Genomic DNA, 21416 nt, shown 5'->3' with positions numbered 1-21416 from the left:
ATAGACAAAGGAGAATTTGAGTGAACTCAAATTCTCCTTTGTCACTATTTGAAGCTAATTATGTCCCAGCCTCTTTTGTTATTTTTCATTAATTGCACTAATAACTTTATGTGCAATGTCTGCATAAATCTTTCCAAGTCTGTGTTCTTCCTGATAAATAGACGGCGCAAAGTCGTCATCATTCCAATCAGGCTGCTGCAATGGAAGCTGACCCAACACTTCAGTCTGCAATTCCTCAGCTAGTTTCTTTCCTCCGCCGCTTCCGAAAACATATTCTCTTTCACCTGTTACCTTGCTTTCGAAATAAGACATGTTTTCGATGACACCTAATATTTCGTGTTCCGTTTTTAGTGCCATGGCTCCTGCACGGGCTGCAACGAATGCTGCAGTTGGATGTGGTGTTGTTACGATAATTTCCTTACATGACGGAAGCATAGTATGAACATCAAGAGCCACATCGCCTGTTCCTGGAGGAAGGTCAAGAAGAAGATAGTCTAAATCGCCCCATTCTACTTCGTTGAAAAAGCTGTTAAGCATTTTTCCAAGCATTGGCCCCCTCCATATAATAGGTGCATTGTCTTCCACAAAGAAGCCCATAGAAATAACCTTTACACCATATCGATCAACAGGTATAATCTTTTCGCCTCTAACAACAGGGCGGCTTGTAATACCCATCATATCTGGAACGCTGAACCCATAAATGTCTGCATCAATTAGGCCAACTTTTTTGCCTGCACGCGCTAAAGCAACAGCCAGGTTAACGGAAACTGTTGATTTTCCAACCCCGCCTTTTCCGCTGGCAATTGCAACGAAAACGGTTTTGCTTCCAGGAGATAGCAAGCCTTGATCCTCTACTTCTTCTTTCATAGCATCCTGGTACTGAGATAAAATATATGGAGGCAGTTCACCGAAGCGAATACCGACTGTTGCTGCACCAGCTTGCTTTAATAGGCTTACAATTTGCGTTTGAAGCTGAAGCTGTTCTCCAGTCCCTGTTTTAGCAAGTAGAATTTTTACACTAACATGATTTTTTTCTTCTTTAATTTTGATTTCTTCAATGGCACCGATTTCACCTAATGTTTTATGTAAAAAAGGCTCTTGAACCTCGCCTAGCACTTCTTTTACTTTTTGTTCAGTCAACATCTATAAACACCTGCCCATTTTAAATATCATTAAAAGTATAACATATAGTTTTCTATCTGTTGTTAATTGTATCACACCTCTGAATTAATTAAACATTTGAGGCACGCAAATACAAAAGTGCATAAAAAAAGATGCTTCTGCAGCATCTTTTTATTCCTCCTCAGGAAGCTCTTTTTCATTTGAATAGTAACGCATAATTCCATTATAAATGGAGGCTGCCAGTTTTTCCTGGTATACCTCATCCTTTAAATTAGCCCGCTCCCCTGGATTGGATAAAAACCCTACTTCCACTAATGCACCTGGTATCTCAGCATTTTTCAATATATAGACTGTATTAAGCACCTTTGCTTTTCGAGTGGTATTTTCTAGATTTCTTATTAGTTCATCTTGAATAAATTTGGCGGCTCTGGCATTTCCATCTTTATTTGTTGCATAAAAGGTCTGGGCCCCGCTCCATCTTGGTGATGGGATTGAATTTAAATGAATGCTGACAAAAAACTCCGCACCTGAGTGATTAATTAATTCGAGCCTCTGTTTTAAATCTTCTACTTTTCTTTTGCTAAATCCCCTGGTATCTTCGTCTGCAAGATCACGGTCGTCCTCTCTAGTCATTAAGACTAAGGCTCCTTGTTCCTGCAGATATTCTCTTACCTTTAAGGTTACATTAAGCGCAATATCCTTTTCCAGCGCCTGTGTATCTCCCGCTCCACCATCAGGACCCCCATGGCCAGGGTCAAGCAGTATCACCTTTCCTGATAAAGGTAAATTCCACGAATCCCATGAGTCATTATCGGTAAAGTCATACTGCAGAATTAAGAAGAGAAGTATTAAACCAACTGCAAATGCCGCCTTTTTTAACCTTGTTTTCATAAAGCACGTCAGCCCTCCCGCTTGTCCTCAGTTAAATATATGGGACAAGTTGGAGTTCTAGAACAATGAAACGGAATGGTATTTGTTTACTTAATGCAATCGAAGCTTATGTCTCTTCTGACCGTTCTGGAAGCCTTCCGCCCACCAGCTGGAGATATATTGTTCACATTGGTAATACAGCGATTCGCTCATAACACCTTCTTCACCATTTCCCCAATACAAAAGGAAATGGTACAGGGTATCAACTAAATGATGTTCTTCCCCTCTGCAGCGTCTTTTGACTTCTTCAGTCGATTCACCATATAATCCAAACCGGCTAAAATGTGCTCCTAGCAGATAAGCTTCTATTGCAACATCGTAACAGGCCTCTTCTATTCCTGTGTTCATCAGCAATCCGCTTGTTAGTCTGGAGGAACCAAAAAATTGCTGGACTCTTTCCTTAAGAGCTTTTATAGAAATTTCACGCAGAACGGATCGTTCGTACTTTATTTGTTTTTCCCTTTTCTTTTCAACAAACGTTGTAATTACATTCATGGTTCTCACTCCTTGTAAATAGTCTTTTCCGCAAAGGAGGAGAAATACAAAAACCCGTTAGCTTTTGAATTGCCAATTTTTTATTATAAATGCTTTATTAAAACTCTTTGATTTCCAATATATAGACAATTTAAAAACCCCTGTTTGTTTAAACAGGGGCAGAAAGTTTATTTATTCACCTAAGTCGACATTGTGATAGACTTGTTTAACGTCTTCTAAATCCTCTAGAACATCGATTAGTTTTTCAAATTTCGCTTGATCCTCTTCTGAAAGAGTCACTTCACTTTGCGGGAGCATCGTGATTTCCGCTACTGTAAATTCGGTAATGCCAGCATTTTTCAGCGCCTCTTGCACAGCATGGAATTGATCAGGCTCTGAATAGACAATCACTCCGTCTTCTTCTTCTAAAATATCCCGCGCGTCTACATCTGCATCCATAAGGATTTCTAGAACGTCATCGGCAGATTTACCTTCTACTCCAATAACCGCTGTTGCATCAAACATATAAGAAACTGAACCGCTAACACCCATGTTTCCGCTGTTTTTTCCAAATGCCGCCCTGACTTCAGACGCCGTTCGGTTAACATTATTTGTTAATGCATCAACGATAACCATAGATCCGCTTGGACCGAAGCCTTCATAGCGAAGATCATCAAAGTTTTCATCAGAGCCGCCCTTCGCTTTTTCAATAGCCTTCTCGATAATATGTTTTGGCACATTGTATGTCTTAGCGCGCTCTAAAACAAATTTTAAAGCCTGGTTAGCATCTGGATCTGGTTCACCCTGTCTGGCAACTACATAAATTTCACGGCCAAATTTTGCATAGATTCGGCTTGTATTTGCATCCTTTGATGCCTTTTTTTCCTTTATGTTATTCCATTTACGACCCATACTGTCACACTCTCTTTCGACTAGGATTCAAATATTATCATATACAGTCCGAATAACTATTAAGAATTTCTGCATTAAATATTATAACGTAATTATGCGATAGGTGTTAAAAATTTTTCCGGTTAAGCTGGTAAGATTATGTTTTTTTAGCCAGGGGTTATAGTCTTTTGTCCTTATTACTCATTATTTCTTCATTTCTCATCCAAAAGTTGTAGGAAAAGTTCAAGCTTTTCTATGAAGTAGGACTTTTTAAAAACCATTATCCTTAAAGCATCAATAAGATAAGGAGAGATAAATAAAATGAACAATAAAGTAGTGATGATTACAGGTGCTTCCAGAGGATTGGGAAGAGCTTTGGCATTGGGTTTTGCAAAAGAAGGAGCCAAATTGGCTATATGCGCAAGGTCAGAAGAGCAACTGAAAAGAGTAAAACTTGAAGCAGAACAACTTGGGGCAGAAACTATTGCAGCGGCTGCAGATATTTCCGTACCTAGAGATGTTGAACGGTTTGTGGCAATGACCGAAGAAGCCTACGGCCATATAGATGTTCTAATAAATAATGCAGCCATTCTTGGCCCTAGTCCAATGCCGTTCCTCCTTGATTACCCAGAAGACGATTTTGCGGAAGTGCTTCGGGTAAATGTTCTTTCCCCCTTTCTTGTAACCAGAAGAGTCATTCCTGGAATGCTTACACGCAACCAAGGGTCGATTATTAATATTACTTCTGAAGCAGGAAATACAGGTTATGCCGGCTGGGGGGCATACGGGATTTCAAAATTCGCTGTTGAAGGGCTTACCGAAACATGGGCAGATGAACTAAGCAGTACCAACGTACGGATAAATATGGTTGATCCAGGCGAAATGGATACCCAAATGCATCAAATGGCCGTACCAGATTGCGATTATCCATTGGCAAAGCCTGAGGAACTAACCGGCATCTTTTTATATCTTGCGTCCGATAGGTCTAAGGAAATCAGCGGACAGCGATTTACAGCACAATCATCGGAGGTGTGAAGATATGGGGGCAAAAGCAATGGACTTTTTTCTGCCTGGCGAATTAAATGCCTCTTGTCCGCCGGAGAAAAGAGGCATAAGAAGAGATCATGTTCGGATGATGGTCCTCGACCGGTCTACAGGAAAAGTCAGCCATGATTATTTTTTTCAGCTGGCCAATTATCTTAATCCCGGAGATTTAGTTATTTTAAATAGCAGCCGGACGATCCCTGCTGTTCTACAAGCCTCTTGCTTAAGAAACGGTGACCAAATAGGAGTTAGAACAGAAGTACGGCTAGCCCGTCGCAGGCATGATGATAAATGGGATGCTCTCATTGTTGCATCCCTTATCAATATCGGAGATACTCTCTACTTTTCATCTGAGCTATCTGCAAAAGTGATTGGAAAGAAAAAAGGCTCACCGCTAAAGATCATTCAGTTTAATAAAAAGGGAACCGAGCTCTTTAATCTCTTATATGCTCTTGGCGAACCAGTTCGTTATGAATATATTGACCAGCCTTGGGATTTAGACTGCTATCAAACTGTTTTTGCAAGCAGTCCCGGTTCCGTCGAAATGCCATCTGCCGGAAGAGCCTTTAGCTGGGAACTAATCTTTAGCCTAAGAAGCAAGGGCATAGATGTTGAATTTATCCAGTTGCATACAGGACTCAGTTATTTTCTTAATGATCTTTACATGACACCTGAAGAGAATGATGAAGAATATCATATCCCGGAACAAACAATGAAGAAAATTCTTGAAGTAAAAGCAGCGGGCAATAAGGTCATTGCTGCTGGCACAACCGTTGTAAGGGCCCTTGAAACTGCCGCAGGAAATAAGATGCTTTCAGGGATGACCAATTTATATATTCATTCCCTCTACCCCTTAAAAATAGCTGATGGCATCCTTACAGGATTTCACGAGCCCCAAGCAAGCCATCTTGATATGCTTTCAGCCTTTGTTTCAGAGCAGCATTTGCTTACGGCGTATCAGCAGGCTATTAGCGCCGGCTATTTATGGCATGAATTTGGCGATATGAACTTAATCATTTAATAGGAGGGTCTTACGTGCGCTTTCACCATTTTGCATTAGAAGTGTCTGATCTGGAGGAATCTGCTGCCTTTTATAGAAAGCACTTTGATATCGAGATTGAAACCAGCTTGTCTTTAAACGAAGAAGAACTTGTATTTTTGGCCACAAGGGATTTCAGGCTTGAGTTGATATCTAACCGCGAGAGTAAGCCGCATAACCAATCTGCACATATCTGTTTTGAAGTCACGAATCTTCATGAAACGATGAAAAGACTTAGCGACTGTCCTAAAATAGAAGGCCCATATACTCTCTCAAATGGATGGCAAACCGTTTTTTACGAAGGACCTGATGGGGAAATCCTCGAATTTCTGCAGGTCATACCCGTTTAGAAAAGCTCTCCCCTTAATGACTGGCGTTTTTAAATAGTAATAGACATCTGATCCATACATGTAAGATATAATGAAGTTAGATTTTTAGGAGATGAGGGAAACAGATGTCCATGGAATCTAGCCACGGAGAAATCTTTATTTTAAAAGAAATTGCCGAGCTGTTAAACGAAGGTACAGATGAAAGCAAAGTATTATCCGGTGTGCTGAAAAAGCTGCTATATGTGACAGGGCTTAAGACTGGATGGATTTTCTTAATTAACGAAAATGGCCGCCATCAGCTGGCTGCCGCTGAAGCCCTGCCGCCTGCTTTATCCCATGATAACAATAATAGAATGTGCCATGGCGATTGTTGGTGTGTTAATCGATATAATAATCAAAAATTGAAAAAGGCAACAAATATAATTGAATGTAAACGGATCGAAGATGCAATAACAGAGGGCGCTGGGGAAACTTGCGGTCTCACCCATCATGCGACTGTACCGCTCCGTGCAGGACAGGAGCGATTCGGAATCTTAAATATTGGTTCGCCAAACAAAACACATTTCGATCAAAATGAGCTTGCCTTGCTCGAAGCAGTAGCCTACCAGATTGGAACAGCACTGAAACGGATTAAGCTGACAAAGCAGGAACAAGAAACGGCACTTGTGGCTGAGCGGAATCGGCTGGCAAGAGACCTCCACGATTCTGTCAATCAACTGCTCTTTTCCCTGAGCCTCACTGCAAGAGCAGGTGTAGAAATGACACCCGATCAAGATATCAAACAAACATTTAGTTATATTCAGGATTTAGCACAAGAAGCTCTTGGAGAAATGCGTGCCTTGATATGGCAGCTGCGTCCGCTGGGTCTTGAGAATGGCTTAATAGGGGCTCTAAAAAGTTATGCCGAAATGCTTGGCCTAACAATTGAAACAAAAGTGAACGGTGCAGCGAGCATACCGGGGAAAGCGGAAGAAGCCCTATGGCGCATTGGACAGGAAGCATTGGCCAACTGTAAAAAGCACTCTGGGGCCCAAGAGGCGAAGCTATCTTATTATACTTCCGATCATGAAGTTATGCTGTCCATCAAAGATACAGGCTGCGGCTTCCATTATGAAGAGAGTGCCAGTATCCCTTCATTAGGATTAAAAAATATGAAGGCACGGGCGGAAGCACTAAATGGAAGTTTTCAATTAAACAGCGGGCCAGGAAACGGGACTGAAATACAAGTCCGTATTCCTTTTTAGGAGGGAGAACTTATGAATATACGCATATTAATTGCTGATGACCATCATGTTGTCAGACGAGGGCTTGTCTTTTTCCTGAAGACACAAAAGGGTCTTGATATTGTCGGGGAAGCCGCAAATGGAAAGGAAGCTGTTGAACTGGCAAAATCACTAAAACCCGATATGATTTTAATGGACTTAGTTATGCCGGAGATGGATGGAATTGAAGCAACAAGAATCATTAAACAGGCCTGCCCACAAATCAAAATAATGATGCTGACAAGCTTTTCGGATCAAGATCACGTCATTCCAGCACTGGAAGCCGGGGCATCCGGATTTCAATTAAAGGACATCCAGCCCGATGAACTTGTAATATCGATCAAAAAAGTCATGAGCGGTGAAAACCAGCTGCATCCGCAGGCAACCTCACAGTTATTAGCCAATCTGTCCAATAAAAATCATGCAAATAAGAATCCAATTGAGTCCTTAACCAATCGGGAGATGGATGTTCTTAAAGAAATCGCCAAAGGTAAAAGCAATAAAGAAATTGCTGCCGCTCTTTTTATTACTGAAAAGACCGTAAAAACCCATGTTTCTAACCTATTGGCTAAGCTTGAGCTTGCTGATCGAACACAAGCTGCCCTTTATGCCGTAAAACATAAATTAACTGATTAATCCTCCCGATTAAAATTCACTGGCAAATCAGATTGTAGGCACCACTATCATTTTTACTTCCCCTTATATCAATTGTTATTTTTCTTACATATGTTAAATAGGACAAGACAATTGGTGTATGGCTAAACTTTAGAATTGTTGTACGCAGAGGGAGAACCATGAGGGAAACCAATTGGTCTCTTGGTATTGAGCCTGCAAGAGCATCATGCGGAAAGGATGCCAACCTAAAGATGGGAGTGATGGATAATGGAACATCTTAATCAGAGTAAATGGAAAAAAAACTTAATTATGATTGAAAACAAAGAACTACAAAATCATCTGCCTGAAACCAGTGAATTTTCGAAAATCGATTTATGGAGCTTTGTCGATAAGTATAGAAAAGTCATTTTAAAGCCATCTAATGGAAGCTGGGGGAAAGATATCTTCAAACTATCCATGTTATCAGACGATATATATGAAATACATTTTAAAGATGAAAAAATGCATTTCGCAAGAAGGGATGAAGCCTTCGCCTATCTAAAAGATAAGATCGCCTCTCGTCCTTATTTAATACAACGCTATATTCCCCTATTAACAATAAACAAATCTCCATTAGATATACGAGTTATTACCCAGAAGACCAACGATTCCAATACATGGATGGTGACAGGCAAGCTGGCTAAAGTGGCAGGGAAAGGATTCATTGTTACCAATTATAAAAGCGGCGGGTCGATCATTCCATTTGACCAAGCTATCCGAGATTCCTGCTCAACTATTTCATCTGCTGAAATGGAATCCTTACATTCCGAAATCAATCGTGTTACCTTAATTGCATCTGACTGTCTAGAAGACTACTACAAAGAACAACGTATTTTCGGATTTGATATAGGTCTAGATGAACAAGGCCATATTTGGATAATTGAAGTGAACCTAAGACCGTCTTTAGCTCTTTTTTATCAATTAGAGAATAAGAGCACATACTGGTCAATTAAAAAAATCCGAAACGATTGGAAAAAACTTAATAGACGATAATTGATCACACACATAATCAGATAAAACGTCTCCTCATAACCAACAAAAAAGACCCCCAACCAAATGGTTGGGAGCCTTTGAAAACACCAAGATTAACGTTTTGAGAACTGTGGTGCACGACGAGCGCCTTTAAGACCGTATTTTTTACGTTCTTTCATACGAGCGTCACGAGTTAATAATCCTGCAGACTTTAATGATGGACGGTATTCTGGATCAGCTTGAAGCAATGCACGAGCGATGCCGTGACGGATTGCGCCAGCTTGGCCAGTGTAGCCGCCTCCATTTACGTTTACAAGAATATCATAACCGCCAAGAGTTTCAGTTGCTACAAGCGGCTGTTTTACAACCTCACGTAATGCAGCAAATGGAATGTACTCTTCGATGTCACGACCATTAATAATAATTTTACCGTCGCCTGGAACTAAACGAACGCGTGCAACGGAGCTTTTACGACGGCCAGTGCCGATATATTGAACCTGTGCCAAGTTAATAACCTCCCCTAAAAATTATCCACGAAGTTCGTAAACTTCAGGTTGTTGTGCTTGGTGCTTATGTTCGCTACCAGCATATACATGTAATTTCTTAGCCATTTGACGGCCTAGAGTGTTCTTTGGAAGCATGCCTTTGATAGCAAGCTCTAACATTCTTTCTGGATAGTTCGTTCTCATTTCAAGAGCTGTTCTAGTCTTTAAACCACCTGGGTGATTTGAGTGACGGTAGTAGATCTTGTCATGAAGTTTGTTTCCAGTTAATTGAATCTTTGAAGCATTGATAAGGATTACATGATCACCAGTGTCAACATGCGGTGTGTAAGTTGGTTTATGTTTACCACGTAAGATTGATGCAACTTCACTAGCTAGACGGCCAAGAGTTTGTCCTTCAGCATCAATCACGTACCATTTACGTTCGATATTTTGAGCATTCGCCATAAACGTTGTACGCATCATTTTGTTTCCCTCCTAAAAAAGTTCCTTTATTCATTACATTCATTCGTTGATTGCATTTATCATATACACAATAAGTTCCGGGGCTTATCGTGGGTTTAATAACAATACCTTTGCTATAATACACGTTTCAAAGATAAATGTCAATAAAAATGTTACACCAGGTATAGTTGTTATGGATTTTTTTAATAAAAAACTTCCCATAAGTATAATCCTTGTGCCGGTGCTGTTTTTCCTGCAAAAGATCTGTCTTTTTTTTCGAGAATGTCCGGCATTGACTTTGGATTGATGGATCCATTGCCAACCTCCAATAGGGTCCCAGTTAAAATTCTGACCATATTATATAAAAAGCCATTCCCGACAAAGCGAAAAATTAGCAGATCTCCCTCTTCCATTAAAGCAATTTCCTTCAGTTCCCTGATTTTGTCCTCTACATCTGTTTTGGCAGAACAAAAGCTTGTAAAGTCATGCTTGCCTATTAAATAGTCAGCTGCTTCTTTAATGGCCTCTATATTTAATGAGTACGGGTACATGAATGAATAATTCCGCTGAAAGGGATCTCTTACAGATGACCTTCTAACAAAATAACGATATTCTTTGCCTGCTGCATTAAAACGGGCATGAAAGTCATTTTCAGCCACATCAGCATTAATCACTGCTACATCCTCTGGCAATAGAGCATTAAGAGCCACTCCCCACCGATCAAGAGGAATGTTTAAATTGGAGTCAAAATGAATGACCTGCCCTTTAGCATGGACGCCGGCATCTGTTCTGCCCGACGCATTCACCTTTACCTCATGGCCTTTATGGAGTTTTTTCAAAGCCTTTTCGATTTCCCCCTGGACGGTCCGCTTATCCGGCTGCACCTGGTAGCCTGCAAACATCGTACCATCGTAAGAAACCTTGCATTTATACCTTGTCATCGCATTCTCCATCATGATCTCATTAAAAATAATAGAACAGTAACCACACCGAGCAAAAGAAGAATAAATGTATCAGTAGGCCCCCATTGAAGCAATCTGTATTTCGTCCTTCCAATACCACCTCTATAGCCCCTTGCTTCCATTGCAACAGCAAGCTCTTCTGCTCTCTTAAAGGAGCTGACAAACAGCGGAATAAGCAGCGGAATGATTGCCTTTACCCGGTCTTTGATTGGACCGCTTGAGAAATCAACACCACGTGCCGTCTGGGCCTTCATGATCTTATCTGTCTCTTGCATAAGCGTCGGTATAAATCTTAGCGAAATGGACATCATTAAAGCAAGCTCATGAACAGGAAACTTCAATTTATTCAATGGGTTCAAAAGACTTTCTAACCCATCGGTTATTTCGATTGGGGTAGTCGTTAATGTTAGGATAGAAGTCATTAATATCAGCAGAAAAAATCGCAAGGAAATAAAGATCCCCTGTCTTAAACCTTCTTCATAAATTGTAAACCAGCCTGCCTGAAATATAATGCTGCCTTCCTTTGTTAAAAACAGATGCATGACTAATGTAAAAAGAACAAGCCATAACACAGGCGTTAACCCTGTAAGAATAAAACGAATAGGCACCTTTGAAAGTGCAACCATAAAAAATGTATAAACAACTAAAATTCCATAAGTAATGCTATTATTAGCAATAAAAACCACACATACAAATAGAAAAATTAAAAGCAGCTTCGAACGCGGGTCCATTTTGTGGATAAGGGATTGAGCAGGTACATAGCGTCCAAAAATCATTTTATCCATCATTTCTGCCCACCCCCTAGCAAAAAGTGAGCAATTTCCTCTGTAAGCTCATCCGGTGTCAGACAGGTCTTGGAGAGCTTTGTCTGAAAAGCCTCTTCGATTTTCTTTTGCAGCCTCACAACCTCCGGTACGTCAAGACCTAACTGAAGCAGTTCATCTGGAGAAGAGAAAATTTCTTTAGGCGTTCCTTTTCGAATAACTTTACCTTTATTCATAATAACAATCTGATCAGCATACCGCGAGGCATCCTCCATGCTGTGAGTGACAAGAATGGTAGATAGCTTTCTCTCAAGATGGAGGGCATGGAACATTTCCATAATCTCTTTTCTGCCGCGTGGATCCAGTCCAGCAGTTGGCTCGTCCAATACAATCACGTCGGGCTCCATTGCCAGAACCCCTGCAATCGCAACCCTTCTCATCTGTCCCCCTGAAAGGTCAAATGGGGATTTCTGTAGTATTTCATCAGGAAGCCCGACTTGTTTGATTGCTATTTTAGCTCTTTTTTTGGCCTCTTCTTCAGCCACGCCAAAATTCATAGGTCCAAAGCATATATCCTTTTCAACAGTTTCCTCAAACAATTGATGTTCAGGAAATTGAAAGACAATCCCAACCTTTTGTCTTACTTCTTTCAAATTCTTCTGCTTCTTAGCTGAAGTAATTTCCCGGTCCCCAATAATAACCTTGCCTCCGGTAGGCTTTAAAAGAGCGTTTAAATGCTGAAGAATGGTTGATTTACCAGAACCAGTATGTCCAATAATGGATAAAAATGTACCAGAGGGAATATCAATCGATACATCCTTGATAGCCAATCGCTCAAAAGGAGTATTAGCCTGGTATTTGTATTCTACCTCTTGCAATGAGATGTCCATAGCTCTGCCACCAACTCCTCTTCAGATAAAAAATGACGAGATATCGGTATCCCTTTTTCTCTAAGTACCTTGCCCATTTTCACCGGAAATGGTATATCCAGCCCAAGCTTAATAAGCTCATCGTCCATTTGGAATATTTCCTCAGGCGTACCTTCACGATATACCTGACCCTTATTCATAACAAGAATCCGATCTGCCCTTGCAGCCTCTTCCAGATCATGTGTTATCGAAATAACAGTTAATTGGTTGTCTTCCTTCAGTTCCCTTACAGTATTTAAGACCTCTTCACGTCCTCTTGGATCGAGCATTGAAGTGGCTTCATCCAATATAATAATGGCCGGTCTAAGGGCAATAATGCCGGCAATAGCGACCCTCTGCTTTTGCCCGCCGGATAGATGGTGCGGCTCTTGATCGAGAAATTGCTCCATTTTAACCCGTGCTAATGAATTCTTAACCCTTTCTACCATTTCAGTTCTTTCAATCCCATTGTTTTCTAAACCAAAAGCCACATCATCCTGTACAGTGGTGCCAACAAATTGATTATCTGGGTTCTGGAATACCATCCCGACCAGTTTTCTTATATCCCAAACAGTATTTTCAGATAGTTTTATGCCATTAATAGAAATTTCCCCTTTAAGAGGAAATTGCAGTCCATTTAGTAATTTGGCAAGCGTTGATTTGCCTGAACCATTATGGCCCACTATCGCAAACCATTCGCCCTCAAATATTTCAAAAGAAACATGCTGAAGAGCATAATCTGCCTGAACATCATATTTAAAAGAAACGTCTTTAAGCTGTACCAGCGGCTTTTCTTTCACAGCCTTTCCTCCTCTCCGCTCTCTCTTCTATACTATTCTAAACTGTTATGCTGAGCAATCAACATAAAACCAAAACACTTTTTCAATATATTTAAAAAACTTAAGATACATGTGCCATAAAGCTTAAAAAACCCGCCTAGTTTGGCGAGCTTCCATAGTATTTTACAGCAGTATATGTTTTTTTAAAAAATTGCTATGAATGACATGAACCAATATAGCCATCTCAAAATATAGAACTGCTTTCTATTTCAGCCCGTTACAGTCTATTAAGCAATAAGCCTGCACCTTTCTGGCACAAACGAGTATCAGAAAGGTGCAAGAGCTAGACGAGTCACAATAGAAGGAATAATGGGTGTGTGTTTAACAAGGTTCCTTAGTTTAAGGAAGTATTGTGCTCATCGTAACGCTCATTTTTTGGCTAATTCTTATAAGCCTGCTTAATACTGGCAGTCTTAACATTTACAGAAAAAGGGCAAAGACCAAGTTTTGCGTCAAACTGTCCTGCCCTTGTCTGTAAAAAGGATTATACTAGTTCAATAATTACCATAGGGGCGCCGTCTCCACGACGAGGTCCTAATTTCATGATACGAGTGTAACCGCCTTGACGCTCTTCGTAACGTGAAGCAATATCACTGAACAGCTTTTGAACTGCATCTTGGTTTGTTTCAGCATTTGCTACCTCATTGCGAACATAAGCAGCTGCTTGACGACGGGCATGAAGATCGCCACGTTTACCAAGAGTAATCATTTTTTCAACAACTGAACGCAATTCTTTTGCACGAGCTTCAGTTGTTTCAATGCGCTCGTTGATGATTAAGTCTGTTGCTAAATCACGTAGCATAGCTTTGCGTTGAGAGCTAGTACGTCCTAACTTTCTGTATCCCATGAAAGTTTCCCTCCTTTGTTGAAGTCATTCGTCCGGTTTTGGCCTGACATGAAAATGCCTAGTTAAGCCTTTGTTAACTAGTCATCTTTGCGTAGGCTTAGACCGAGCTCCTCTAATTTATGTTTTACTTCTTCAAGAGACTTTCTGCCAAGGTTGCGCACTTTCATCATATCTTCTTCAGTCTTATTGGCTAATTCCTGAACAGTATTGATACCAGCACGTTTTAAGCAGTTATAGGAACGAACAGATAAATCAAGTTCCTCAATTGTCATCTCAAGAACTTTTTCTTTTTGATCTTCTTCTTTTTCAACCATGATTTCAGCGTTTTGAGCTTCATCAGTTAAACCGACAAAAATATTTAGATGCTCAGTTAATACTTTTGCTCCAAGTGCAACAGCATCTTGTGGACCAATACTTCCATCAGTCCAAACATCAAAAGTCAGCTTATCAAAGTTAGACAATTGACCTACACGAGTGTTTTCAACTTGGAATGAAACGCGAGAAACCGGTGTATAGATAGAATCAATTGGAATGACACCAATTGGCTGATCTTCTCTTTTGTTTTGCACTGCTGGAGTATAACCGCGGCCGCGCCTTGCAGTTAAACGCATGCGTAAATGACCGTTGGAACCAAGAGTTGCAATATGAAGGTCAGGATTTAAGATTTCAACATCACTATCATGGGTAATATTCGCTGCTTTCACAGCACCCTCACCCTGAATATCAATTTCAAGCGTCTTCTCTTCATCAGAATAGATTTTGAGAGCAAGCTTTTTGATATTTAAAATGATCGATGTAACATCTTCAACGACGCCTTCAATTGTTGAGAACTCATGGAGTACCCCATCAATTTGGATCGCTGTGACTGCCGCACCTGGGAGTGAGGATAAAAGGATACGACGTAAGGAGTTACCCAAAGTTGTACCATACCCACGCTCAAGTGGCTCTACGACGAACTTCCCGTACTTGGCATCATCGCTGATCTCAACCGTTTCGATTTTTGGTTTTTCTATTTCGATCATGAAAATACACCCTCCTTCAAAACGTCGAAATCCCAGTTAAAAATTGTATTAACCGAAATTCCCTCATGTTTACGTTCCCGTTTTGCGCACAATAACTTGTATAACATTCTGTATAAAATCGAAATACTTTTCCATCATATGCCATTATGGACATAAAATACAAATCTTATACAGGAAAATTAAACACGGCGACGTTTTGGCGGACGGCATCCATTATGAGGAACTGGAGTTACATCTTTAATTGCAGTAACTTCAAGTCCAGCTGCTTGAAGAGCACGAATAGCTGCTTCACGGCCAGCGCCAGGTCCTTTAACTGTTACTTCTAGTGTCTTCATACCATGTTCCATGGAAGATTTAGCTGCAGTTTCTGCTGCCATTTGGGCTGCAAATGGTGTTGACTTACGAGATCCTTTAAATCCTAAAGCACCCGCACTTGACCAAGAAAGTGCATTACCATGTACATCAGTGATAGTTACAATTGTGTTATTGAAAGTAGAGCGGATATGCGCTACACCTTGTTCAATATTCTTTTTTACACGACGTTTACGTGTATTAGTTTTACGAGCCATTTAAAATACCTCCTTTACCGATTATTTCTTCTTGTTCGCTACAGTCTTACGAGGACCTTTGCGCGTACGAGCATTGTTCTTAGTATTTTGTCCGCGAACCGGTAAGCCGCGACGATGACGTAAACCGCGATAGCAACCAATTTCCATTAGACGCTTGATGTTTAGAGAAACCTCACGACGAAGGTCACCTTCAACCTTTAATTTATCAATTACTTCACGGATTTTGTTTAGTTCATCTTCTGTAAGATCGCGAACGCGAGTGTCTTCAGAAACACCTGCTTCTGCTAATACCTTTTGTGCGGTATTTTTACCAATACCAAAGATATATGTTAAAGAAATGACTACACGCTTTTCACGTGGAATATCTACACCAGCAATACGTGCCATGTGTGCACCTCCTTGTTATTAACCTTGTTTTTGTTTATGTTTAGGGTTTTCACAGATAACCATAACTTTCCCGCGTCTGCGGATAACTTTACACTTTTCGCAGATTGGTTTAACTGATGGTCTTACTTTCATTATCCTAACCTCCTTAATAGTACGGAGTGCAATGTGTTATTTAAAACGATAGGTAATTCTTCCGCGAGTTAAATCATATGGAGAAAGCTCAACTGTAACTTTATCTCCAGGTAAAATACGAATGAAATGCATGCGGATCTTACCTGAAACGTGAGCTAAAATTGTATGACCATTTTCCAACTCAACTTTAAACATTGCATTCGGCAAAGTATCAACAACAGTACCTTCTATTTCGATTACATCGTCCTTAGCCATCTATCATATCTCCTTTCATTATTCAATTTGAATGCATAAAACCTGCTATTAGCAGAGTAGTCAATATCCATTATTTCACGACGAGCCAACCAACATATGTCGATATATTTGACAACCTTCATATTATAACACAGGTCTTCCAAGAACTAAAACAGTTACAATTTAACTATTATGCCTTTGTGAGTATTTCATAACCTGTATCGGTAATTGCAATTGTATGCTCAAAATGGGCACACATTTTACCGTCAACCGTTACAACTGTCCAATTGTCGGCTAATGTTTTCACATATCGGCTGCCTGCGTTAACCATCGGTTCAACGGCAAGCACCATACCCGGTTTTAATCGAGGCCCTTTATCAGGTGGACCAAAATGAGGAATTTGTGGATCCTCATGAAGATCTTGCCCAACACCATGGCCTACATACTCGCGTACAATGGAAAAACTATATGATTCCGCATACGCTTGAATTGCATGTGAGATATTCGATAGACGCACGCCTGGCTTTGCTTCCTTTAGGCCTTCGTATAGAGATTTCTCTGTTACGTCAAGTAGACTTTGAGTTTGTTTATCTATAGAACCCACAGGATAGGTCCAAGCAGAATCACCATGATAACCGTTATATTTAGCACCGATATCAAGACTTATTATATCGCCCTCTTTTAACACCCGGTTACCCGGTATGCCATGAACAAGCTCATTGTTAACTGATGTACAAATGCTCCCAGGAAATCCATTATATCCTTTAAATGAAGGAATAGCGCCAAGTTTAAGGATAAACTTTTCCGCAATTAGGTCTAAATCTAAAGTAGAAATGCCCGGTGCTATATGTTTTTTCAGCTCCTGATGAGTGAGCGCTACAATTTTGCCGGCTTCACGCATGATGTCAATTTCACGCGGGGTTTTAACAATAATCATTATTATAAACCCTCAAGTAAATGATCCAGGTCAGAAAACACTTTACTAATTTCCTGCTGTCCGTTGATATTGCGCAAATAGCCTTTTGTTTCATAGAAGTCAAGCAATGGCTTTGTTTGCTTAATATTAACGTCCAGACGATTTTGTACAGTTGACTCGTTATCATCTGCGCGCTGATAAAGTTCTCCACCGCAGCGGTCGCATACACCTGCATTAGCGGGAGGATTGAAAACAAGATGGTAGGTTGCACCACAATCCTTACAGATACGGCGACCTGTCAAGCGTTCCATAAGAATATCTTTATCAACGTCGATATTAATAACAAAGTCAATTTTTTTATTTAAACCTGCAAGGATGCTTTCCAAAGCTTCAGCCTGTGCGACTGTGCGCGGAAAACCGTCAAGAAGGAATCCCTTTTCACAATCATCCTTGGATAATCTTTCGCGAACAATCCCGATTGTTACTTCATCAGGAACAAGCTCACCTTTATCCATAAATGATTTAGCTTGCAGTCCAAGTTCTGTTTCGCCCTTAATAGCAGCACGGAACATATCTCCTGTTGAAATATGCGGGATGTTGTATTTTTGGACAATCTTGTCAGCTTGTGTGCCTTTACCAGCACCGGGGAGTCCCATTAATACTAAATTCAAGTGAATTTCCCCCTTAGATCTATTTGGTTTTAGGGAACATCCAGGGGTTCCCTTAAACCAAACCTATTTAATGAACCCTTTATAATGACGTTTAACAAGCTGTGCTTCCAGCTGCTTCATAGTATCAAGTGCAACACCGACAACAATCAGCAAGCTAGTTCCTCCGATTTGAGCCGACTGCGGCAATCCTGCCACATTAATAAAGAACATCGGCAAAATAGAAATCGCTGTAAGGAAAAGAGCACCGACAAATGTTAAACGGTATAAGACGCGTGTTAAATACTCTTGTGTGTTTTTCCCTGGACGAATACCAGGAATATATCCGCCTTGTTTCTGCAAGTTCTCAGACACTTGTTCTGGATTAACTTGTATGAAAGCATAGAAATAAGTAAAGGCAATAATCAATGCAGAATAAATAACCATACCATACGGGGTCGAGTAATCAAATATGCGCTGAATCCATAATGTAACATCATTTTGCTCAAAGAACGAAGCAATCGTTCTTGGAGTAACAATAAATGAGATTGCAAAGATAACAGGAATAACACCAGCTGCATTTACCTTCAAAGGTAAATGAGTAGCCTGGCCGCCAACAGGATTTTTCCCTGCAACGACACGCTTAGCATACTGAATAGGAATTTTTCTTAATGCCTGCTGAATGAAGATCGTACCTACTACAATAGCAACCACTGCAAGCAGGATAATAACTATTGTTACAATACGAAGGAATAATTGCTCCCCTGCGTTTTCAAACTGCTGAGCATAAATTTGGTTAACTGTTGAAGGAATACCTGCAACGATACCAGCAAAAATGATGATGGAAATACCATTTCCAACACCCTTTTCAGTTATCTGTTCGCCCAGCCACATAAGAAAAGCAGTACCAGCAGTTAAAACAGTAGCAATAAGAAGATAACTCCCAATCCCTGGATTAGTAATTAATTGCCCACCTGCAAGATTATTAAACCCAAAGGACATACCAAAAGCTTGGATGAAGCCAAGCACGATTGTGAAATAACGGGTAAACTGGGCAAGTTTGCGGCGCCCAACTTCTCCCTGCTTAGACCATTCCGTAAACTTTGGCACCACATCCATTTGCAAGAGCTGAATGATAATGGATGCCGTGATGTACGGCATAATGCCCATTGCAAATATGGAGAAATTAAGGAGAGCCCCGCCGCCAAATGTATTTAGAAGACCAAATACATTTAGTTCATCTTGGGCTTTTAAAAGATCGGCATTCACCCCAGGTACAGGAATAAATGTACCTAAGCGAAAAACGACCAGCATTAAAAGGGTGAATATGATCTTTCTCCTTATATCACCCACGCGCATTAAATTGGAGAATGACTGAAACATTAAATCACCTCAGTTTGACCGCCGGCAGCTTCAATCGCTTCCTTTGCAGCAGAGGAGAATTTATGAGCTTTAACAGTAAGCTTTTTCTCAACTTTGCCTTTAGCAAGAATCTTAATTCCTGCTTTTTCGTTACTGACAACACCAGTTTCGATTAGAAGCTCAGGAGTAACCTCAGTTCCGTCCTCAAAACGATTTAATGCATCAAGGTTCACAATTGCAAACTCTTTACGGTTGATGTTTGTGAAACCGCGTTTAGGTAAACGTCTGAATAAAGGTGTTTGACCACCTTCAAAACCAGGACGTACGCCACCGCCAGAACGAGCATTTTGTCCTTTATGACCTTTACCAGCAGTCTTACCGTTACCAGACCCTGTACCGCGTCCTTTACGTTTGCGATCCTGACGTGCACCTTCTGCAGGCATTAATTCATGAAGTTTCATGTTGGCACCTCCTTATTTGTAGAAAGATATCTTAAATTTCTTTAACCTCGACAAGGTGAGCAACTTTATTAATCATCCCGCGAATTGCTGGATTATCTTGATGCTCTACTGTTTGATTTGTCTTGCGTAATCCAAGAGCTTTAACAGTATCTTTTTGATCTTGTGGACGACCAATCACACTGCGAGTGAGGGTAACTTCTAGTTTATTCGCCATTTGATTTCCCTCCTTATCCTAACAGTTCTTCTACTGATTTTCCACGTAATTTCGCTACGTCCTCAGCACGTTTAAGTTGTTTTAGACCGTCAATTGTTGCACGAACCATGTTGATTGGTGTGTTTGTGCCTAGAGATTTAGAAAGAATATCACCGATTCCGCCTAATTCAAGCACCGCACGAACAGGTCCTCCAGCAATAACACCAGTACCTTCGAATGCAGGCTTAAGCAATACTTCTCCTGCTCCAAAATTACCGATTACTTCGTGTGGAATTGTTGTACCAACTCTTGGAATCTCAACTAGGTTTTTCTTAGCATCCTCAACAGCCTTACGGATTGCTTCAGGTACTTCCTGAGCTTTACCAGTACCAAATCCAACGTGACCGTTCTTGTCACCCACTACTACAAGCGCAGAAAAGCGAAAACGGCGTCCGCCTTTAACAACTTTTGCTACGCGGTTAACTGTAACTACGCGTTCTTCAAGTTCAAGTTTGTTTGGATCAATACGACGCATTTATTGTGTCCCTCCTTTTTCTATTAAAATTCAAGTCCGTTTTCACGTGCAGCATCAGCTAATGCCTTTACACGGCCATGGTATAAATATCCTCCACGGTCAAATACAACAGATTTGATGCCTTTCTCTTCTGCACGTTTTGCTACTAATTCTCCGACCTTAACAGCAGCATCGATGTTGCCAGTAGACTCAATACCAGCCTCTTTATCTAGAGTAGAAGCACTAGCTATAGTTACTCCATTAACATCGTCAATAATTTGAGCATAAATATGTTTGTTTGAGCGGAACACATTTAAACGAGGACGAGATTCAGTTCCAGTAAGCTTCGCACGAACACGCGCATGTCTTTTCTTGCGAACTGCATTTTTATCAGCCTTCGTAATCATTTAAGTCACTCCTTTCGTTTACCTATGCGGCATTACTTACCAGTTTTACCTTCTTTACGACGCACATATTCGCCTTCATAGCGGATACCTTTGCCTTTATAAGGCTCTGGAGGACGAACATCACGAATGTTAGCAGCAAGAGCTCCAACACGTTCTTTGCTGATACCTTTAACAGAAACCTTTGTATTAGATGGTACTTCAATCTCAACGCCATCTTCTGGTTCAATTTCAACCGGGTGTGAGTAACCAACGTTTAATACAAGCTTTTTGCCTTGTTTTTGAGCACGGTAACCGACCCCGATAAGCTCAAGATTCTTTTCAAATCCTTTAGATACACCCTCAACCATATTTGAAAGAAGCGCACGTGTTGTACCATGGTTTGTACGGTGCTCTTTTGATTCAGATGGGCGAGTAACAGTTAGAACATTCTCTTCCACTTGAATTTTCATATCTGGATGAAATGAACGGGTAAGTTCACCTTTAGGACCCTTTACAGTAACGGTGTTATTCTCAGCGATTGTGATTGTAACACCAGATGGAATTTCAATTGGTTTTTTACCTATACGAGACATTTATTGCACCTCCATT

At 40.6% G+C, this 21416-nt stretch carries 30 protein-coding genes; 6 read left to right on the top strand and 24 right to left on the bottom strand.

The window, feature by feature from the left end; genetic code table 11:
- Positions 1–78: 78 nt before the first annotated feature.
- The 4 genes from AC1Q59_RS22465 to AC1Q59_RS22450 form a co-directional block, all read right to left on the bottom strand.
- Positions 79–1143 carry an Mrp/NBP35 family ATP-binding protein gene (locus tag AC1Q59_RS22465; protein ID WP_492368096.1) on the bottom strand — a complete coding sequence of 355 codons (1065 nt, stop codon included), beginning with the start codon at positions 1141–1143 and terminating at the stop codon, positions 79–81.
- A gap of 150 nt (positions 1144–1293) precedes the next feature.
- Positions 1294–2013: an N-acetylmuramoyl-L-alanine amidase CwlD gene (gene cwlD / locus AC1Q59_RS22460; protein ID WP_492368095.1), complete on the bottom strand. Its 720-nt coding sequence runs from the start codon at positions 2011–2013 to the stop codon at positions 1294–1296.
- 90 nt (positions 2014–2103) lie between these two features.
- On the bottom strand, positions 2104–2547 hold the full coding sequence (locus tag AC1Q59_RS22455) for a YbaK family protein (RefSeq protein WP_492368094.1): 444 nt from the start codon (positions 2545–2547) through the stop codon (positions 2104–2106).
- A gap of 171 nt (positions 2548–2718) precedes the next feature.
- The gene (locus AC1Q59_RS22450) at positions 2719–3438 is read right to left on the bottom strand and encodes a YebC/PmpR family DNA-binding transcriptional regulator (RefSeq protein ID WP_492368093.1); all 720 of its coding nucleotides are present in this window, start codon (positions 3436–3438) and stop codon (positions 2719–2721) included.
- A 300-nt stretch (positions 3439–3738) separates the two neighbouring features.
- Between AC1Q59_RS22450 and AC1Q59_RS22445 the strand changes: the two genes are divergently transcribed.
- The 6 genes from AC1Q59_RS22445 (at position 3739) to AC1Q59_RS22420 (ending at position 8738) form a co-directional block, all read left to right on the top strand.
- Positions 3739–4452 carry an SDR family NAD(P)-dependent oxidoreductase gene (locus AC1Q59_RS22445; RefSeq protein WP_492368092.1) on the top strand — a complete coding sequence of 238 codons (714 nt, stop codon included), beginning with the start codon at positions 3739–3741 and terminating at the stop codon, positions 4450–4452.
- A gap of 4 nt (positions 4453–4456) precedes the next feature.
- Positions 4457–5482, top strand: coding sequence for an S-adenosylmethionine:tRNA ribosyltransferase-isomerase (locus AC1Q59_RS22440; RefSeq protein ID WP_492368091.1), 1026 nt, complete (start codon positions 4457–4459; stop codon positions 5480–5482).
- 14 nt (positions 5483–5496) lie between these two features.
- Positions 5497–5850 (top strand): VOC family protein, encoded by a 354-nt coding sequence (locus AC1Q59_RS22435; RefSeq protein ID WP_492368090.1) that lies wholly within the window; start codon positions 5497–5499, stop codon positions 5848–5850.
- 104 nt (positions 5851–5954) lie between these two features.
- The gene (locus AC1Q59_RS22430) at positions 5955–7073 is read left to right on the top strand and encodes a GAF domain-containing sensor histidine kinase (RefSeq protein WP_492368089.1); all 1119 of its coding nucleotides are present in this window, start codon (positions 5955–5957) and stop codon (positions 7071–7073) included.
- 12 nt (positions 7074–7085) lie between these two features.
- Positions 7086–7727 (top strand): response regulator, encoded by a 642-nt coding sequence (locus tag AC1Q59_RS22425; RefSeq protein ID WP_492368088.1) that lies wholly within the window; start codon positions 7086–7088, stop codon positions 7725–7727.
- A 246-nt stretch (positions 7728–7973) separates the two neighbouring features.
- The gene (locus AC1Q59_RS22420) at positions 7974–8738 is read left to right on the top strand and encodes a YheC/YheD family protein (RefSeq protein ID WP_492368087.1); all 765 of its coding nucleotides are present in this window, start codon (positions 7974–7976) and stop codon (positions 8736–8738) included.
- Between the two features lie 92 nt (positions 8739–8830).
- On the opposite strand, the gene rpsI is transcribed toward AC1Q59_RS22420, so the two are convergent.
- The 20 genes from rpsI to rplF all read right to left on the bottom strand — a co-directional run bounded on the left by rpsI (position 8831) and on the right by rplF (position 21400).
- Positions 8831–9223, bottom strand: coding sequence for a 30S ribosomal protein S9 (gene rpsI / locus AC1Q59_RS22415; RefSeq protein ID WP_492368086.1), 393 nt, complete (start codon positions 9221–9223; stop codon positions 8831–8833).
- A gap of 21 nt (positions 9224–9244) precedes the next feature.
- Entirely contained in the window at positions 9245–9682 is a 438-nt protein-coding gene (gene rplM / locus AC1Q59_RS22410) for a 50S ribosomal protein L13 (protein WP_492368099.1), read from the bottom strand.
- A gap of 185 nt (positions 9683–9867) precedes the next feature.
- On the bottom strand, positions 9868–10605 hold the full coding sequence (truA, locus tag AC1Q59_RS22405) for a tRNA pseudouridine(38-40) synthase TruA (RefSeq protein WP_492368085.1): 738 nt from the start codon (positions 10603–10605) through the stop codon (positions 9868–9870).
- 11 nt (positions 10606–10616) lie between these two features.
- Positions 10617–11414, bottom strand: a complete 798-nt coding sequence (locus AC1Q59_RS22400; RefSeq protein WP_492368084.1) for an energy-coupling factor transporter transmembrane component T family protein — start codon at positions 11412–11414, stop codon at positions 10617–10619.
- Positions 11411–12280: an energy-coupling factor ABC transporter ATP-binding protein gene (locus tag AC1Q59_RS22395; protein ID WP_492368083.1), complete on the bottom strand. Its 870-nt coding sequence runs from the start codon at positions 12278–12280 to the stop codon at positions 11411–11413. The genes AC1Q59_RS22400 and AC1Q59_RS22395 overlap by 4 nt, the downstream gene beginning before the upstream one ends.
- Positions 12256–13098 (bottom strand): energy-coupling factor ABC transporter ATP-binding protein, encoded by an 843-nt coding sequence (locus tag AC1Q59_RS22390; protein WP_492368082.1) that lies wholly within the window; start codon positions 13096–13098, stop codon positions 12256–12258. The genes AC1Q59_RS22395 and AC1Q59_RS22390 overlap by 25 nt, the downstream gene beginning before the upstream one ends.
- A gap of 523 nt (positions 13099–13621) precedes the next feature.
- A complete protein-coding gene (gene rplQ / locus AC1Q59_RS22385; RefSeq protein ID WP_492368081.1) occupies positions 13622–13984 on the bottom strand; it encodes a 50S ribosomal protein L17 in 363 nt (120 codons plus the stop codon).
- Positions 13985–14061: 77 nt separating this feature from the next.
- Positions 14062–15006 carry a DNA-directed RNA polymerase subunit alpha gene (locus AC1Q59_RS22380; RefSeq protein WP_492368080.1) on the bottom strand — a complete coding sequence of 315 codons (945 nt, stop codon included), beginning with the start codon at positions 15004–15006 and terminating at the stop codon, positions 14062–14064.
- A 179-nt stretch (positions 15007–15185) separates the two neighbouring features.
- The gene (gene rpsK, locus AC1Q59_RS22375; RefSeq protein ID WP_492368079.1) at positions 15186–15575 is read right to left on the bottom strand and encodes a 30S ribosomal protein S11; all 390 of its coding nucleotides are present in this window, start codon (positions 15573–15575) and stop codon (positions 15186–15188) included.
- A gap of 21 nt (positions 15576–15596) precedes the next feature.
- Positions 15597–15962 carry a 30S ribosomal protein S13 gene (gene rpsM / locus AC1Q59_RS22370; protein WP_492368078.1) on the bottom strand — a complete coding sequence of 122 codons (366 nt, stop codon included), beginning with the start codon at positions 15960–15962 and terminating at the stop codon, positions 15597–15599.
- An 18-nt stretch (positions 15963–15980) separates the two neighbouring features.
- On the bottom strand, positions 15981–16094 hold the full coding sequence (gene rpmJ / locus AC1Q59_RS22365; RefSeq protein WP_000868344.1) for a 50S ribosomal protein L36: 114 nt from the start codon (positions 16092–16094) through the stop codon (positions 15981–15983).
- Between the two features lie 36 nt (positions 16095–16130).
- Entirely contained in the window at positions 16131–16349 is a 219-nt protein-coding gene (gene infA, locus AC1Q59_RS22360; protein WP_492368077.1) for a translation initiation factor IF-1, read from the bottom strand.
- Positions 16350–16518: 169 nt separating this feature from the next.
- Positions 16519–17265, bottom strand: coding sequence for a type I methionyl aminopeptidase (map, locus tag AC1Q59_RS22355; RefSeq protein ID WP_492368076.1), 747 nt, complete (start codon positions 17263–17265; stop codon positions 16519–16521).
- Between the two features lie 2 nt (positions 17266–17267).
- The gene (locus AC1Q59_RS22350; protein ID WP_492368075.1) at positions 17268–17915 is read right to left on the bottom strand and encodes an adenylate kinase; all 648 of its coding nucleotides are present in this window, start codon (positions 17913–17915) and stop codon (positions 17268–17270) included.
- 63 nt (positions 17916–17978) lie between these two features.
- A complete protein-coding gene (secY, locus tag AC1Q59_RS22345) occupies positions 17979–19274 on the bottom strand; it encodes a preprotein translocase subunit SecY (RefSeq protein ID WP_492368074.1) in 1296 nt (431 codons plus the stop codon).
- The gene (gene rplO, locus AC1Q59_RS22340; protein ID WP_492368073.1) at positions 19274–19714 is read right to left on the bottom strand and encodes a 50S ribosomal protein L15; all 441 of its coding nucleotides are present in this window, start codon (positions 19712–19714) and stop codon (positions 19274–19276) included. Before rplO ends, secY begins: the two co-directional genes overlap by 1 nt.
- A 31-nt stretch (positions 19715–19745) precedes the next feature.
- Positions 19746–19928, bottom strand: coding sequence for a 50S ribosomal protein L30 (gene rpmD, locus AC1Q59_RS22335; RefSeq protein ID WP_492368072.1), 183 nt, complete (start codon positions 19926–19928; stop codon positions 19746–19748).
- Between the two features lie 13 nt (positions 19929–19941).
- On the bottom strand, positions 19942–20442 hold the full coding sequence (gene rpsE, locus AC1Q59_RS22330; protein ID WP_492368071.1) for a 30S ribosomal protein S5: 501 nt from the start codon (positions 20440–20442) through the stop codon (positions 19942–19944).
- A 23-nt stretch (positions 20443–20465) separates the two neighbouring features.
- Positions 20466–20828, bottom strand: a complete 363-nt coding sequence (gene rplR / locus AC1Q59_RS22325) for a 50S ribosomal protein L18 (RefSeq protein ID WP_492368070.1) — start codon at positions 20826–20828, stop codon at positions 20466–20468.
- A 32-nt stretch (positions 20829–20860) separates the two neighbouring features.
- Positions 20861–21400, bottom strand: coding sequence for a 50S ribosomal protein L6 (rplF, locus tag AC1Q59_RS22320; RefSeq protein ID WP_492368069.1), 540 nt, complete (start codon positions 21398–21400; stop codon positions 20861–20863).
- Positions 21401–21416 lie beyond the last annotated feature (16 nt).

It is taken from the genome of Cytobacillus sp. MT66, assembly GCF_058792595.1.
This window is presented reverse-complemented; position numbering and strand designations above follow the sequence as displayed.

Coding starts and splice junctions, on each gene's coding strand:
- AC1Q59_RS22430 (WP_492368089.1), top strand. CDS start 5,955: ATGTCCATGGAATCTAGCCACGGAGAAATCTTTATTTTAAAAGAAATT.
- infA (WP_492368077.1), bottom strand. CDS start 16,349: ATGGCTAAGGACGATGTAATCGAAATAGAAGGTACTGTTGTTGATACT.
- rplR (WP_492368070.1), bottom strand. CDS start 20,828: ATGATTACGAAGGCTGATAAAAATGCAGTTCGCAAGAAAAGACATGCG.
- AC1Q59_RS22420 (WP_492368087.1), top strand. CDS start 7,974: ATGGAACATCTTAATCAGAGTAAATGGAAAAAAAACTTAATTATGATT.
- AC1Q59_RS22440 (WP_492368091.1), top strand. CDS start 4,457: ATGGGGGCAAAAGCAATGGACTTTTTTCTGCCTGGCGAATTAAATGCC.
- AC1Q59_RS22380 (WP_492368080.1), bottom strand. CDS start 15,006: ATGATCGAAATAGAAAAACCAAAAATCGAAACGGTTGAGATCAGCGAT.
- map (WP_492368076.1), bottom strand. CDS start 17,265: ATGATTATTGTTAAAACCCCGCGTGAAATTGACATCATGCGTGAAGCC.
- rplO (WP_492368073.1), bottom strand. CDS start 19,714: ATGAAACTTCATGAATTAATGCCTGCAGAAGGTGCACGTCAGGATCGC.
- AC1Q59_RS22425 (WP_492368088.1), top strand. CDS start 7,086: ATGAATATACGCATATTAATTGCTGATGACCATCATGTTGTCAGACGA.
- AC1Q59_RS22465 (WP_492368096.1), bottom strand. CDS start 1,143: ATGTTGACTGAACAAAAAGTAAAAGAAGTGCTAGGCGAGGTTCAAGAG.
- AC1Q59_RS22445 (WP_492368092.1), top strand. CDS start 3,739: ATGAACAATAAAGTAGTGATGATTACAGGTGCTTCCAGAGGATTGGGA.
- secY (WP_492368074.1), bottom strand. CDS start 19,274: ATGTTTCAGTCATTCTCCAATTTAATGCGCGTGGGTGATATAAGGAGA.
- AC1Q59_RS22400 (WP_492368084.1), bottom strand. CDS start 11,414: ATGATGGATAAAATGATTTTTGGACGCTATGTACCTGCTCAATCCCTT.
- rplQ (WP_492368081.1), bottom strand. CDS start 13,984: ATGGGATACAGAAAGTTAGGACGTACTAGCTCTCAACGCAAAGCTATG.
- truA (WP_492368085.1), bottom strand. CDS start 10,605: ATGACAAGGTATAAATGCAAGGTTTCTTACGATGGTACGATGTTTGCA.
- cwlD (WP_492368095.1), bottom strand. CDS start 2,013: ATGAAAACAAGGTTAAAAAAGGCGGCATTTGCAGTTGGTTTAATACTT.
- rpsM (WP_492368078.1), bottom strand. CDS start 15,962: ATGGCACGTATTGCTGGTGTAGATATTCCACGTGAAAAGCGTGTAGTC.
- rplF (WP_492368069.1), bottom strand. CDS start 21,400: ATGTCTCGTATAGGTAAAAAACCAATTGAAATTCCATCTGGTGTTACA.
- AC1Q59_RS22395 (WP_492368083.1), bottom strand. CDS start 12,280: ATGGACATCTCATTGCAAGAGGTAGAATACAAATACCAGGCTAATACT.
- rpsK (WP_492368079.1), bottom strand. CDS start 15,575: ATGGCTCGTAAAACTAATACACGTAAACGTCGTGTAAAAAAGAATATT.
- rpmJ (WP_000868344.1), bottom strand. CDS start 16,094: ATGAAAGTAAGACCATCAGTTAAACCAATCTGCGAAAAGTGTAAAGTT.
- AC1Q59_RS22455 (WP_492368094.1), bottom strand. CDS start 2,547: ATGAATGTAATTACAACGTTTGTTGAAAAGAAAAGGGAAAAACAAATA.
- AC1Q59_RS22450 (WP_492368093.1), bottom strand. CDS start 3,438: ATGGGTCGTAAATGGAATAACATAAAGGAAAAAAAGGCATCAAAGGAT.
- rpmD (WP_492368072.1), bottom strand. CDS start 19,928: ATGGCGAATAAACTAGAAGTTACCCTCACTCGCAGTGTGATTGGTCGT.
- rpsE (WP_492368071.1), bottom strand. CDS start 20,442: ATGCGTCGTATTGATCCAAACAAACTTGAACTTGAAGAACGCGTAGTT.
- rplM (WP_492368099.1), bottom strand. CDS start 9,682: ATGCGTACAACGTTTATGGCGAATGCTCAAAATATCGAACGTAAATGG.